Genomic DNA, 13,331 nt, shown 5'->3' with positions numbered 1-13,331 from the left:
TAAAATATGGCCCTGGGGAGGGTAAAGCATGAGTAGTCAAGCAATTGAAAAAAAGCATGATCACAAGAAAGCTTTAAAAAAGATTACCATCATTTCGACATTCGGAGGGCTTCTCTTCGGATATGACACAGGTGTTATTAACGGAGCGCTGCCATATATGGCAAGACCGGATGAGCTTAACTTAACTCCGGTCACGGAAGGACTTGTAACAAGTTCACTGCTTTTCGGTGCGGCATTTGGAGCTGTATTTGGCGGACGGTTAGCTGACCGCTTCGGCCGACGTAAAATGATTCTTAATCTTGCCTTTCTCTTCTTCTTAGCAGCAATTGGATGTACAGTTGCACCATCTGCAGGTGTGATGATTGTTTTTCGTTTCTTATTAGGACTTGCTGTCGGTGCCGCATCTGTAATGGTACCAGCCTTCTTAGCAGAAATGTCCCCTGCTGAAAAACGCGGAAGGATGGTTACCCAGAACGAATTAATGATTGTTACGGGCCAATTACTAGCATTTGTGTTTAATGCAATCCTTGGTACTGCCTTTGGAGAAGAAGCGGCACATGTTTGGCGCTACATGTTAGTCATTGCATCACTGCCGGCCATTATCTTATGGTTTGGAATGCTGACTGTACCAGAGAGCCCGCGTTGGCTGGCATCAAAAGGAAAACTAGGGGATGCACTTCGTGTCCTTCAGGAAATACGTGAAGCAAGCCGTGCTGAAGCAGAATTAAAGGAAATTGAAGATAATATTAAGCAAGAAACAGGGATTAAACAAGCTACTTTTAGTGATTTAAATGTACCTTGGGTACGTCGTATTGTCATGATTGGAATCGGAATCGCTGTTGTACAACAAATTACAGGTGTTAACTCCATTATGTACTACGGTACACAAATTCTTCAACAATCTGGCTTCTCAACAGATGCAGCGCTTGTTGGTAACATTGCTAATGGTGTTATCTCAGTTTTGGCTACATTCGTGGGTATTTGGCTTTTAGGTAAAGTTGGTCGCCGCCCAATGCTTATTGTTGGACTAGCAGGAACTACAACTGCACTAACTTTAATTGGAGTATTCTCATTAGTACTAGATGGTTCAACAGCGTTACCGTTTGCTGTACTAGCTATGACAGTTACTTTCCTGGCATTCCAACAAGGAGCAATCTCACCGGTAACCTGGTTAATGCTTTCAGAAATCTTCCCGCTTAAATTACGCGGACTTGGAATGGGTGTAACAGTATTCTGTTTATGGATTGTCAACTTCCTAGTTGGATTATCATTCCCAATTTTATTGAGCGCAGTAGGATTATCTTCTACGTTCTTCATTTTTGCCGTGTTAGGAATTGCGGCTATTACATTCGTGAATAAGTTCTTACCGGAAACAAAAGGTAAGACACTTGAGCAGCTAGAAGCATATTTCCGAGATCACAAGAAATCGGAGACGAAAAAAGCAGTTAATCAGTAATCTTTAAATATTTAAATATTTAAATATTTAAAATATTGTAAGCGTTTAAGTCCACTGAACTATTTTTATAGTGTCAGCATATCACTAGAATAGTCCGGAACTTGAATAATAGATTAGATTTTTTCTAACAGGAGGAAAATATCATGACTTTAGGATTTGGTGTAGTTGGAACAGGTGCAATTGGAAGAGAGCATATTAATAGAATTACAAATAAATTATCTGGTGGAAAAATTGTTGCTGTAACGGACGTTAATCAAGAGTCAGCTAAACAAACGGTTGAGCAATATGGATTAGATGCAGTTGTATATCAAGACGATAAAGCATTGATTGCAGATGAGAATGTTGATGTTGTACTAGTAACAAGCTGGGGCCCAGCACATGAAGCAACGGTTGTAGCAGCTGTTGAAGCTGGAAAATATGTATTCTGCGAAAAGCCGCTTGCTACTACTGCAGAAGGTTGTATGCGAATTGTTCAAGCTGAAATGAAGCAAGGCAAAAAGCTAGTTCAAGTCGGATTTATGCGTCGTTATGACACAGGCTATGTTGCATTAAAACAAGCAATTGATAAAGGTGAAATTGGTCAGCCGCTAATGGTTCGTGCTGTACATCGTAACCCTGAAGTGGGTGAAGCATATGTAACTGAAATGGCTGTTGTTGATACATTGATCCATGAAATCGACGTTCTTCACTGGTTGGTAAATGATGATTATAAATCAGTTCAAGTAGTTTTCCCAAGAAAAACGAAATATTCTCATGGCAAACTTCAAGATCCACAATTATTTACAATAGAAACAAACAGCGGAATTGTGATGAATGTTGAAGTATTTGTGAATTGTAAATATGGTTATGATATTCAATGTGAGGTTATTGGTGAAGATGGTGTTGCTTATTTACCAGAGTTCCCAAGTGTTGTTACACGTAAGGATGCGAAGCTAAGCTCAGGTATTTTAATGGACTGGAAATACCGTTTCATGGATGCTTATGATATTGAAATTCAGGACTTCATGGATGCAATCATTAAAAAGGGTGCGCCACAAGGGCCAACATCATGGGATGGATATATTGCAGCAGTAACAGCAGATGCATGTGTTAAAGCACAGCAAACAGGTCAAAAAGAAGCGATTACACTTGAAGAAAGACCAGCATTCTATAGTGAAAAGGCTGTTCTTGAAACAGTTTAGGTTTATAAAGTAGAAGCGAGGCTGTCCCAATGGCAAAAGCCTAATGGGACAGTCGCATGTAAGAAAGGGGTAAATAAAATTGCGTTTAGCATATGATCCGTCACATTATCGTGACAATACGAATTTAAAAGATACAATCGATACAGTTGCCAGATTAGGGTATGAATGGGTTGAGTTTTCTCCAAGAAAAGACTTTATTTGGTTTTATGAATATCCAAAGGTAGATAAGCAGTTGATAAAGGATTTAAAAAGATATTGCCGTGATGCCGGGGTTAAAATCTCTTCCATTCTTCCGGTGCAGCAATGGTCATCACCAAACGAAGATGAACGTCAGACTGCCGTGAGAAACTGGAAACGCTGCATCGAAATCACTTCTGAATTAGAAGTCGATTTGATGAACAGTGAATTCAGTGGTGACAAGAGCCGTCCGGTGGAAAGTGAAGCAGCATTTCTTAGATCAATGGACGAGCTTATCCCGATTTTTGAAAATGAAGGGATTAAACTTAATTTACAATCACATCCAAATGATTTTATTGAGTTAAATATAGAAGCAGTTCGCATGATTCGTGCATTAGATAAGGACTGGATTAAGTTAGTTTATTCTGTACCGCATGCATTCTACTATGACAATGGCATTGGTGATGTAGCGAAGCACATCGATGAAGCAGGGGATTTGCTTGCTCATGTACTTATTGCCGACACATGGAATCATAAAGCAGCATTTGGATTACGCTATATTATTAACCCTCCTGATGCAAATGTAACCATCCACCAGCACATGAACCCTGGAGATGGGGAAGTAGATTTCGATACTTTATATCGTAAATTAAGAGAAACGAATTTTGACGGTATTGTTACAAATGCTGTATTCCATTATCCTGACCGCCCTGAATGGTCAAATGAAGTAACCTTAAAGTCTATTAAAGAAGGATTAAATATTTAACTTCATTCAGCAGAAGTCCCCCACTTTTATAAGTATGGGATGAATGTGGGGATTTAGACCACGGCTGAATGAAGTTAAGCCTCCGGCGGATGCCTCGGATTTTTTTATGTAATTTCTCGAGCGAGCTCGAGAAAAATCCGGGCGCAAATTCGACGGGCGAATTTGATTCATATTTTCAGCTAGTTCAGCTTAGGAGGAACAAATCATGAAACTGTCATTTAACGAAGGAACAACATGGGAAAGTGCATCCCTTCAACAAAATCTAGATCTTTGTGAAAAATATGGCTACGATTATATTGAAATTCGTAAGATAGATCAATTAATCGACTATTTAAAGGAAAATACTCTTGATGATTTAAAAGAGTACTTTGATACCCATCATATTAAACCTCTTTCTTTAAACGCTTTATGCTTCTTTAATAACCGTACTAAAGAAGACGAGGAGAAGGTGATTGAAGAGTTCAAAGAATACTTAGAGATTTGTAAAAAAATAAATTGCGAATATATCTGCGTTGTGCCTTCTAATATTGATGTAACGGAAAAAGGAAAAACATTAACAGAAGAGGTAAATGCAAGCTGTGTTCAGGTTTTAACACAACTATCCGACTTAGCAGAGCCTTACGGAGTAAAAATTGCTATTGAATTTATTGGAATTCCACAAAATACAGTTAATACATTTGCGCAAGCCTTCGATATTGTTAAGCAAGTGAATAGAGATAATGTGGGTCTTGTGTATGATACGTTCCAATTCACTGGAATGGGATCAAGATTTGAAGATGTGACAGATGATGCAGCTGAAAAAATCTTTATTTTCCATATCAATGACGTAGATGGGTACCCTGTTGGTCAAATGCATGACACAAATCGAGTATGGCCAGGTCATGGTGTGATAGATTTAGAAGCACATTTAAAGAGATTGAAAGAATTAAATTATGATTTTGCGGCATCTGTTGAATTATTCAGACCAGAATATTATCAAATGGATCCTGAAGAAGTGATTAAAAAGGCTAAAGAAACAACGTTGGAAGTATTGGAAAAGTATTATAAATAATTAATAAAAGGGAGCAGTTCATACTGAATGAACTGCTCTCTTTTATTATTATTAAATATAGAAAAAGCGATTGACTGAAAGCGCTTTTAATATTATGATTTTAATAGAAATTCATCAAAATATATCCAAAAGTTAACAGGATTTATAGAAATTTGTTTACTTGTAGACTCATTTTTTATAATCTTTTAACAACTTTATGGTGATTTTTGTGGTGCAGTGACGAAGGAGGATTAGGATGAGTGATATTAGAGTAGGTATCGTTGGGTTGGGGAGATTAGGAAGAACACATGCCATAAATTTAGCTGAAAATGTTCCAGGGGCTAAACTTGTAGCAGCCTGCAGCTTTGTTGAAGATGAACTGGAGTATGCTAAACGTGAACTTGGTGTAACAGAGACATATACCTCATATGAGGAAATGGTGGAAAGTCCTAATGTTGATGCTGTATGCATCGTTTCACCATCAGGCTACCATCCCGAGCAGATTCGCTTAGCAATGGAAAAAGGGCTGCATGTATTCAGTGAGAAACCAATTGGATTAGACATTGAAGATATTGAAAAAACAATGGGAGTCATTCATGCTCATCCTGATCAGGTTTTCCAGCTTGGGTTTATGAGAAGATATGATGAGTCCTATCAATATGCTAAAAAGATGGTGGACGAAGGAGCATTGGGTGAATTGACAGTCATTCGCTGTTACGGGATTGACCCAAGTTCAGGAATGGAAGGCTTCGTAAAATTTGCTCAGTCCAGCAACAGCGGCGGTTTATTCTCTGATATGTCTATTCATGATATTGATTTAGTTAGATGGTTTTCGAAAAAAGAAGTCAACCGTGTGTGGGCAATGGGGAAAAATGCTGCTTATCCTGAGTTAGATGATTTAAATGAATTAGAAACTGGCGCAGCAATGATGCAGCTGGAAGATAAAACAATGGCCATTTTGGTTGCTGGCAGAAATGCAGCGCATGGCTATCATGTGGAAACGGAATTAATCGGAACAAAAGGAATGCTCCGTGTTGCAGCTGCTCCGGAGAAAAATCTAGTGACTATTTTTGATGAAAATGGTGTAGTGAGACCGACTTCACAGAACTTCCCTGAACGTTTTAAGGATGCGTTTGTAAATGAAATGAGAGAATTTATTTCATGTATTAAAGAAAAACGTCAGCCAGAAGTTGGTGCAATTGATGGTCTGCAAAGTACAAAAGTAGCAATTGCATGTCAAAAATCTGTTGAAACCAATCAATTAGTTGAAGTGGAATAAAAGTAAAACATATATTTGATAGTTACGTTTTGCAGTTTCATTTAGTTATATCATTCGATTTTCGGGAGGAAATAAACAATGTCAGCAGAAACAAAAATTACGTTTGGTTGTGCGCCGATCGCTTGGACTAATGATGATATGCCTGAGTTAGGCAGTGAAAATAGCTTTGAACAGTGTATCAGCGAAATGGCGTTAGCCGGCTATACAGGAACAGAGATTGGGAATAAGTATCCTCGTGACCCTGAAACATTAAAGAACTATTTAGAGATTAGAGGTCTTCAAGTAGCAAGTGCATGGTTTAGCTCATTTTTAACAACAAAGCCATTTGAAGAAACAAAGCAGGCATTCATTGAACATCGTGATTTCTTGCATGCAATGGGAGCAAAGGTGATTGTTGTTTCTGAGCAAGGGCACAGTGTCCAAGGACAGATGGATACACCTGTTTTTAAAGAAAAGCCAGTGTTTACTGACTCTGAGTGGGATTTATTAACCCAAGGATTAGAAGCTCTTGGGGAGTTAGCTGGTGAGAAGGGAATGGCAATTGTATACCATCACCATATGGGTACTGGTGTGCAAACAACTGCTGAAATTGACCGTTTAATGGAAAGTACTTCACCTGAAAAAGTATCGCTATTATTTGATACTGGCCACCTTGTATTCTCTGGTGAAAATCCAATTGAAATCTATCAAAAGTATCAATCACGTATTAAACACATTCATTTTAAGGATATCCGTGAATCCTTGGCTAAAGAAGTTAAGGACAATCAGGATAGTTTCCTTGTAGGTGTTAAAAAAGGTGTCTTTACTGTGCCTGGTGACGGTATGATTGATTTTGACCCAATTATGAAAGCTGTCATTGAAAGCGGATATGAGGGCTGGATTGTTGTGGAGGCAGAGCAGGACCCTGCAAAGGCTAATCCTTTTGAGTATGCTTTAAAGGCAAGAAAATATATTGATTCTTTAATGCAGCAAACACAATTAGTTTAATTTTTATTTAACATAACGAAGGTTCAAAAAAACAATATTAGATAGGGATGTCTCGAAAAATGGGACATCCTTTTCCTGTATAGAATAAATGGTTAGTAATTTGCTAGAAAAGGAGCTGTTTTAGATGGCGATTAAAATTTCAGGAGCACCTTGTTGTTGGGGAGTAGACGATCCAAAAAACCCTTACCTCCCACCTTGGGAAAGAGTGTTAAGTGAAGCATCACAGGCCGGTTATAAAGGAATTGAGTTAGGGCCTTATGGTTACATACCGCTGGATATTGAACAAGTGCAGGCTGAGCTTGCTAAAAACAATTTGACAATTATTGCTGGAACCATTTTTAACGATTTGCTATCAGCGTCTAATATAGAAAATGTACTAAAACAAGTGGATGATATTTGTTCCTTGATTACAAAGCTACCAGCAACACCGAAGGAAGCGGGTCAGAAATTCCCAACACCGTATCTAACCGTCATGGATTGGGGACATGATGAACGTGATTATTATGCAGGTCATCCAGATAAAGCAGTTAGGTTATCTGATGAGGATTGGAAGCAAATGATGGAGCATATTCGATTAATTTCTGAACGGGCAAAAAGCTACGGGGTACGTGCCGTTATTCATCCACATGCAGGAGGATACATCGAGTATGAAGATGAAATCAACAAACTTTTGGAAGATATCCCATATGAAACGGCTGGACTTTGCCTTGATACAGGCCATCTTTATTATGCAAAAATGGACCCTGTTGAGTGGCTTCGAGAATGTGCTGACAGGTTAGATTATATTCATTTTAAAGATATTGATATTGATGTCTATAACGAAGTAATGGGGGAACGTATCTGCTTTTTCGATGCCTGTGCTAAAGGCGTCATGTGTCCAATTGGACAAGGTGTAATTGATTATGATTCCATTCATAAATTATTGAAGGAAATCAATTATCATGGCTATATCACGCTTGAGCAAGAGCGTGATCCTAGAAACTCAGATACAAGTTTACGTGATGTAAAACAAAGTGTTGATTATTTAAAGAGTATAGGTTTTTGATTGTCGTTCATTTTCATAAGGTCGAAATAGGTAATGGTATGCTACTGAGAAGTGCTTGTCTTTAAAATACAAAAACAAGTCTTCATAGTGTAAATACTTTATCTATGGTATGTCCTATAATCATAAATAATTGGTTTATAATTTGTTACTAGCCAATTTTTAATAAAGAAAGGGGAAAATTTAATTGCGTTTAGCATATGATCCGTCCCATTATCGTGACAATACTAATTTAAAAGATACAATTGATACCGTAGCTAGATTAGGCTATGAGTGGGTGGAATTGTCACCACGGAAAGATTTTATTTGGTTTTACGAGTATCCAAAGGTAGACAAGCAGCTTATCAAGGATTTAAAAAGATATTGTTCTGACGCAGGTGTAAAAATCTCGTCTGTTCTTCCAGTACAGCAATGGTCTTCGCCAAATGAAGCAGAACGCCAAGCTGCAGTGAGAAACTGGAAGCGTTGCATAGAAATTACCTCTGAATTAGGCGTGGATTTAATGAATAGTGAATTCAGCGGTGACAAAAGCCGTCCGGTAGAAAGTGAAGCTGCTTTTGTCCGTTCCATGGAAGAGCTTATGCCAATTTTTGAAAATGAAGGGATTAAACTAAATCTACAATCCCATCCAAATGATTTCATTGAATTAAATATAGAAGCTGTCCGCATGATTCGTGCATTAGAAAAGGATTGGATTAAGTTAGTTTATTCGGTACCCCATGCTTTCTACTATGATAATGGCATTGGAGATGTAGCGAAGCACATCGATGAAGCAGGGGATTTGCTTGCTCATGTACTTATTGCCGATACATGGAATCATAAAGCCGCATTTGGATTACGCTATATTATTAATCCTCCAGATGCAAATGTAACCATCCACCAGCATATGAATCCTGGAGATGGGGAAGTAGATTTCGATACATTATACAGGAAACTAAGAGAAATCAAATTTGATGGAATTGTCACAAATGCTGTGTTTCATTATCCAGACCGTCCTGAATGGTCAAATGAAGTAACATTGAAATCTATTAAAGAAGGATTATTCATATAAGAAATATTGCTTAAAAAAAGGGAGTAGATCTGAAAATGATCTACTCCCTTTTTAAATCTGATAAAAAAGATGTCCTTAAAATACAAAAACAAGTCTTTATAATACAAATACTTTATCTATGATATGTCCTATAATCATAACTGTAAACGATAAACATCCGATTAGCTTAATAGGTAGCTGTCAACGCTTACAAAAAGGAATTTAATGCTTTTTTCAAAAGAAGATAGTAAATGATCTCTTTATTGTAAAAAAAGGATATTCATAGTTTAAAAATGTATTTTATCATATGTCCCAAGATTACATTTGTAAATATAATTTACAGAATATTCAGTTTTGTTTTAAACGAAGATTAACAAGAATATTAGAATAACAAATGGAAGAAAAATCGGAGTTTGTTGTCTTATATCTGTATCTATTAATTAGTTAATTTAAAAGGGAGGACTTTAAAATGTTAAATGGGGAAAAGAAAATTGCAAGACCATTACGTTGGGCAATGATTGGCGGTGGGAGACTAAGTAATGTTGGTTATAAACATCGTACTGGGGCATTAAGAGATAACACTGCATTTCAATTAGTAGCTAGTGCATTTGATATAGATCCTGAAAGAGGAAAAGATTTTGGTGTGAATCTAGGAGTTGAAGAAAGCCGTTGTTATCCAGACTATCAAACTATGATTGCAGAAGAAGCAAAGAGGGAAGACGGTATCGAGGTTGTATCTATTGCGACTCCAAATGGTACACATTATGCCATTACGAAGGCAGCTTTAGAAGCAGGACTACATGTTATTTGTGAAAAGCCGCTATTTTTCACTTCTGAAGAAGTACTAGAGATAAAGGAGCTTGCCGAAAAACAAGGGAAGATTGTAGGTGTAACATACGGCTTCTCTGGTAACCAAATGCTTCTGCAAATGCGTGCCATGATTGAGCAAGGAAAACTTGGAGATATTCGTGTAGTAGATTTACAGTATACACATGGTTTCAATGCAACAGACAGTGCCGAAAAAGCGAGTGATGCACAAAAATGGCGTGTGGATCCAAAGGTTGCTGGACCTAGCTTTGTGTTAGGAGATCTTTCTACTCACACGTATTATATGTCTCAATTAATTATGCCAAAGATGAAAATTAAAGAATTATTATGTGACCGTCAGAGCTTCATCCCATCTCGTGCTCCACTAGAAGATAATGCTTTCGTCATGATGCGCTATGAAAATGGAGCTGTGGGAAGACTTTGGACATCCTCTATTAATGCAGGATGTATGGATGGCCATAGAATTCGTATTGTTGGCTCTAAAGCAAGTTTGGAATGGTGGGATAGCAAGCCAGGTGAATTAAAGTATGAGGTTCAAGGTGAGCCTGTCCAAACGTTGATTCGTGCTATGCCTTATTTAGATGAAAGCTGCAATGCTGATGAGCGCTTAGGTGCACTGCATCAGGAAGGATTGTCTGAATCCTGGGCAAATATCTATCTAAAATTTGCGATAGCCATCGATGCTAAAAATCGTGGTGATGAAAAGACATTAAATAATCTTGTATATCCTGATATTAATGCTGGTTTAGATGGCGTTGTATGGATCGAAAATTGTGTTCGTTCGGCAGATAACGGATCCTCTTGGGTAGAATTCAGTCAAGCTAATCAAAAAGCTACTGTTTGATATAGCTGCAATCCATATAAGATAAACCTATTTTCGCAGAGGGCTTTGTCCCTCTGCGAAAAAAAGAGATTTACTGTAAACGGTAACATAACGGATGATTTTGTAAAAGTAAACAACTGATCAAAGGGCTATGGTTGGTAGTAACCGGATATTAGTAAGTGGGGGACACGCAAGTTTGTGAAGTAAGAAAAATTGATGAAAGATTTACCCTGGGGAGGATAAAGTATGAGTAGTCAAGTTAGCAAACAAAGAGACCACAATAGCTACTTAAGAATTATCATGATTTCTGCAACATTCGGAGGGCTTCTCTTTGGATATGATACAGGAGTTATAAATGGTGCATTGCCATTTATGTCAAAACCCGATCAGCTTAATTTAACGCCTTGGACAGAAGGCCTAGTTACAAGTTCACTGCTATTAGGTGCCGCAATTGGTTCTTTATTAGGAGGACGTCTTGCAGACCGGTATGGCCGCCGTAAAACGATTATTGCTTTAGCATTGTTATTCTTCGCTGCGGCGCTTGGAACAAGCTTTGCTCCGAATGTTCCTGTTATGATCGCGTTTCGATTTTTGCTAGGACTTGCTGTTGGTGGATCATCATCAATGGTGCCTGCTTTCTTAGCAGAATTAGCACCTACTGAGAAAAGGGGCAGGATGGTTACCCAAAATGAATTTATGATTGTTATTGGTCAATTTGCTGCCTACGTTATTAATGCCATTTTAGGCGTTACATTAGCAGATAGCGGTCATGTTTGGAGATACATGTTAATTATCTGTGCCATTCCTGCAATAGGGCTGTTCTTTGGAATGTTAAAGGCCCCGGAGAGTCCACGGTGGCTGGCTGCTAAAGGAAAAGGGAATGAAGCATTACATGTTATGAAGAAAATCCGTGATGCGAAACAAGCTGAAATTGAATTTAAAGAAATTCAAGAAGCATTAAAAGGCGAAACAAATATTGATAAGGCATCCTTTAGTGATTTTTCTGCACCTTGGTTAAAGCGTCTATTATTAATTGGAATTGGCGTTGCCATTGTAAATCAAACTACCGGAGTTAACTCAATCATGTATTATGGCACGCAAATTCTTCAAGAATCTGGTTTTGGTACAAAAGCCGCGCTTATCGCCAATATCGCTAACGGATTAATTGCAGTAATAGGAGTAGGATTTGGCCTTTGGTTAGTAGGCAAGATGAAGCGGCGACTAATGTATATGATTGGATTATCTGGAACAACTGTTTCGCTTTTACTTATTGCCGTCAGCTCAATGGTTTTTGAAGGCTCTGCCGCACTTCCTTATGTCGTGCTCTCACTAACAATATTGTTCCTAGCCTTTATGCAAGGGTTTGTTGCACCTGTAACGTGGTTGGTTATTGCTGAATTATTCCCTGCTAAGTTAAGAGGTCTTGGCTCTGGTATCTGTATCTTTTTCTTATGGATTGTAAACTTTATTATTGGGTTAACTTTCCCGATGTTGTTAAGCTCTATTGGTTTATCTGGAACATTCTTTGCGTTCGTTGCAATTGGAGTATTAGCAGTAGGATTTGTGTTTAAGTATATGCCTGAAACAAGTGATAGAACATTGGAAGAGTTAGAAGAGTATTTTCGAGCAAAATATGGTGATGATAACGAAAAAAATGAAAAACCGATGGCTGGAATTAGATAAACGCAAGTATTCATACACTGTTTTTATAAACTATTAGATTAATATTCAAGGATAGTAGGAGGAATAGAAATAATGAAATTATCATATGTAACAGACAGTTTAGGTCACTTACCTTTTGAAGAAATGTTAGATACTGTAGCCGAAATGGGTATTGATACAGTTGAAATGACAACAGGCGGCTGGTCACCTGCGCCGCATTTACGATTAGATGAATTACTAGAAAGTGAAACGAAAAGAATTGAATTTTTAAATGCATTAGAAAAACGAAATATCAGACTTTGTGCATTGAATTGCTCTGGAAACCCGCTAGATCCAGGTGAACTTGGAAAACAACATCGAGATGTAACAGAAAAAACAATGGAATTAGCAGGATTACTAGGGGTCAAGAAGATTGTCATGATGAGCGGGTTACCAGCTGGAAGCCCTGAAGATAAAGTTCCAAACTGGATTACATACACAGTTAGCTGGCCGCCAGTATTAAAGGACATTTTAGATTATCAATGGAATGAAGTAGCAATCCCGTACTGGAAGGGTTTAGTGAAAAAAGCAGAAGCTTGTGGAGTAGAAAAAATTGCCCTTGAAAACTTTAGCTCTATGCTAGTGTACAACCCTGAAACCTTATTTAGATTACGTAATGCGGTTGGACCAATGGTTGGTTTAAATCTTGATCCAAGTCATTTGATTTGGATGGGTGCGGATCCAATTCTTGCTGCTAGAGAATTAGGTGACGCGATTCACCATGTACACGGGAAAGATGTTAGATTAGAAAGACATTTATCAGGTGTTAATGGAATCTTGGAAACAAAAGAAGTAACAGATACAGCCAATCGCGCATGGAATTATGTGGCTGTTGGCTGCGGTCAAGATTTACAATGGTGGAAAGAGTTCTTCTCTGTGGTAAGAATGATGGGATATAACGAGGAAGTATCTCTAGAAATGGAAGACTTGACAATGTCTGTTGAGGCTGGAATCAAAACATCTGTTGATGCATTAAAACAAACGTTAAGCTTTTAAACTAATATTCTCTGCTTAGGATACTATGGGTTTTT

At 37.9% G+C, this 13,331-nt stretch carries 11 protein-coding genes; all 11 read left to right on the top strand.

Annotation, left to right across the window (positions count from 1 at the left end; genetic code table 11):
- The first annotated feature begins 43 nt into the window (after positions 1–43).
- The 11 genes from ACHUFV_RS18690 (at position 44) to ACHUFV_RS18640 (ending at position 13,296) form a co-directional block, all read left to right on the top strand.
- Entirely contained in the window at positions 44–1,456 is a 1,413-nt protein-coding gene (locus ACHUFV_RS18690) for a sugar porter family MFS transporter (RefSeq protein WP_394236911.1), read from the top strand.
- Positions 1,457–1,599: 143 nt separating this feature from the next.
- Positions 1,600–2,637, top strand: coding sequence for a bifunctional inositol 2-dehydrogenase/D-chiro-inositol 1-dehydrogenase (gene iolG, locus ACHUFV_RS18685; protein WP_394236805.1), 1,038 nt, complete (start codon positions 1,600–1,602; stop codon positions 2,635–2,637).
- Positions 2,638–2,716: 79 nt separating this feature from the next.
- Positions 2,717–3,580 carry a sugar phosphate isomerase/epimerase family protein gene (locus tag ACHUFV_RS18680; protein ID WP_394236803.1) on the top strand — a complete coding sequence of 288 codons (864 nt, stop codon included), beginning with the start codon at positions 2,717–2,719 and terminating at the stop codon, positions 3,578–3,580.
- A 205-nt stretch (positions 3,581–3,785) separates the two neighbouring features.
- Complete coding sequence (locus ACHUFV_RS18675; protein ID WP_394236801.1) at positions 3,786–4,631, top strand: sugar phosphate isomerase/epimerase family protein; 846 nt, start codon at positions 3,786–3,788, stop codon at positions 4,629–4,631.
- Between the two features lie 235 nt (positions 4,632–4,866).
- Positions 4,867–5,889, top strand: coding sequence for an inositol 2-dehydrogenase (iolG, locus tag ACHUFV_RS18670; RefSeq protein ID WP_394236799.1), 1,023 nt, complete (start codon positions 4,867–4,869; stop codon positions 5,887–5,889).
- A gap of 78 nt (positions 5,890–5,967) precedes the next feature.
- A complete protein-coding gene (gene iolE / locus ACHUFV_RS18665; RefSeq protein ID WP_394236797.1) occupies positions 5,968–6,876 on the top strand; it encodes a myo-inosose-2 dehydratase in 909 nt (302 codons plus the stop codon).
- Between the two features lie 124 nt (positions 6,877–7,000).
- Positions 7,001–7,921, top strand: coding sequence for a sugar phosphate isomerase/epimerase family protein (locus tag ACHUFV_RS18660; RefSeq protein WP_394236795.1), 921 nt, complete (start codon positions 7,001–7,003; stop codon positions 7,919–7,921).
- A 184-nt stretch (positions 7,922–8,105) separates the two neighbouring features.
- Complete coding sequence (locus ACHUFV_RS18655) at positions 8,106–8,969, top strand: sugar phosphate isomerase/epimerase family protein (protein WP_394236793.1); 864 nt, start codon at positions 8,106–8,108, stop codon at positions 8,967–8,969.
- A gap of 448 nt (positions 8,970–9,417) precedes the next feature.
- Positions 9,418–10,620 carry a Gfo/Idh/MocA family protein gene (locus ACHUFV_RS18650; RefSeq protein WP_394236792.1) on the top strand — a complete coding sequence of 401 codons (1,203 nt, stop codon included), beginning with the start codon at positions 9,418–9,420 and terminating at the stop codon, positions 10,618–10,620.
- 225 nt (positions 10,621–10,845) lie between these two features.
- Positions 10,846–12,282 carry a sugar porter family MFS transporter gene (locus ACHUFV_RS18645; RefSeq protein ID WP_394236790.1) on the top strand — a complete coding sequence of 479 codons (1,437 nt, stop codon included), beginning with the start codon at positions 10,846–10,848 and terminating at the stop codon, positions 12,280–12,282.
- A 72-nt stretch (positions 12,283–12,354) separates the two neighbouring features.
- Positions 12,355–13,296, top strand: coding sequence for a sugar phosphate isomerase/epimerase family protein (locus ACHUFV_RS18640; protein WP_394236788.1), 942 nt, complete (start codon positions 12,355–12,357; stop codon positions 13,294–13,296).
- Positions 13,297–13,331 lie beyond the last annotated feature (35 nt).

It is taken from the genome of Niallia oryzisoli (assembly GCF_043641075.1).
Classification (GTDB): Bacteria; Bacillota; Bacilli; order Bacillales; family Cytobacillaceae; genus Bacillus_BD; species Bacillus_BD oryzisoli_A.
This window is presented reverse-complemented; position numbering and strand designations above follow the sequence as displayed.

What these genes read in the sequence shown, in the direction of transcription:
- iolG (WP_394236799.1), top strand. Translation starts at nt 4,867, where the DNA reads ATGAGTGATATTAGAGTAGGTATCGTTGGGTTGGGGAGATTAGGAAGA.
- iolE (WP_394236797.1), top strand. Translation starts at nt 5,968, where the DNA reads ATGTCAGCAGAAACAAAAATTACGTTTGGTTGTGCGCCGATCGCTTGG.
- ACHUFV_RS18650 (WP_394236792.1), top strand. Translation starts at nt 9,418, where the DNA reads ATGTTAAATGGGGAAAAGAAAATTGCAAGACCATTACGTTGGGCAATG.
- ACHUFV_RS18675 (WP_394236801.1), top strand. Translation starts at nt 3,786, where the DNA reads ATGAAACTGTCATTTAACGAAGGAACAACATGGGAAAGTGCATCCCTT.
- iolG (WP_394236805.1), top strand. Translation starts at nt 1,600, where the DNA reads ATGACTTTAGGATTTGGTGTAGTTGGAACAGGTGCAATTGGAAGAGAG.
- ACHUFV_RS18660 (WP_394236795.1), top strand. Translation starts at nt 7,001, where the DNA reads ATGGCGATTAAAATTTCAGGAGCACCTTGTTGTTGGGGAGTAGACGAT.
- ACHUFV_RS18640 (WP_394236788.1), top strand. Translation starts at nt 12,355, where the DNA reads ATGAAATTATCATATGTAACAGACAGTTTAGGTCACTTACCTTTTGAA.
- ACHUFV_RS18645 (WP_394236790.1), top strand. Translation starts at nt 10,846, where the DNA reads ATGAGTAGTCAAGTTAGCAAACAAAGAGACCACAATAGCTACTTAAGA.